The organism is Erwinia sp. PsM31, from assembly GCF_030433775.1.
Classification (GTDB): domain Bacteria; phylum Pseudomonadota; class Gammaproteobacteria; order Enterobacterales; family Enterobacteriaceae; genus Erwinia; species Erwinia aeris.
Window position 1 is genome coordinate 1 of record NZ_JARUWZ010000128.1, and the last position, 222, is coordinate 222.

Annotated in this window: 1 protein-coding gene; it reads left to right on the forward strand. The window is 50.9% G+C overall.

Translation table 11 applies throughout. The features are described 5' to 3' along the window. The coding region (locus QCD69_RS22715) for a hypothetical protein (RefSeq protein ID WP_301253593.1) at nucleotides 1–197 on the forward strand (197 nt) is incomplete at its 5' end. Between the last annotated feature and the right edge of the window lie 25 nt (nucleotides 198–222).

Sequence of the window (222 nt, forward strand, 5' to 3'; positions counted from 1 at the left end):
GTGAAAAAGATGCGCGCCAGTATCTGGCGATCATACTCGACAACGGCTTGACGGTACTGCTGGTTTCCTATCCTCTGGCGACAAAATCACTGTCGGCGCTGACGCTGCCCATCGGCTCGCAGGACAACCCAAGAAACCAGAAGGGTCTGGCGCACTATATTGAGCCTGACTATTATACAAATCAAATAGCCCACTAGACAGCCAGAACAAAATCGTATGACG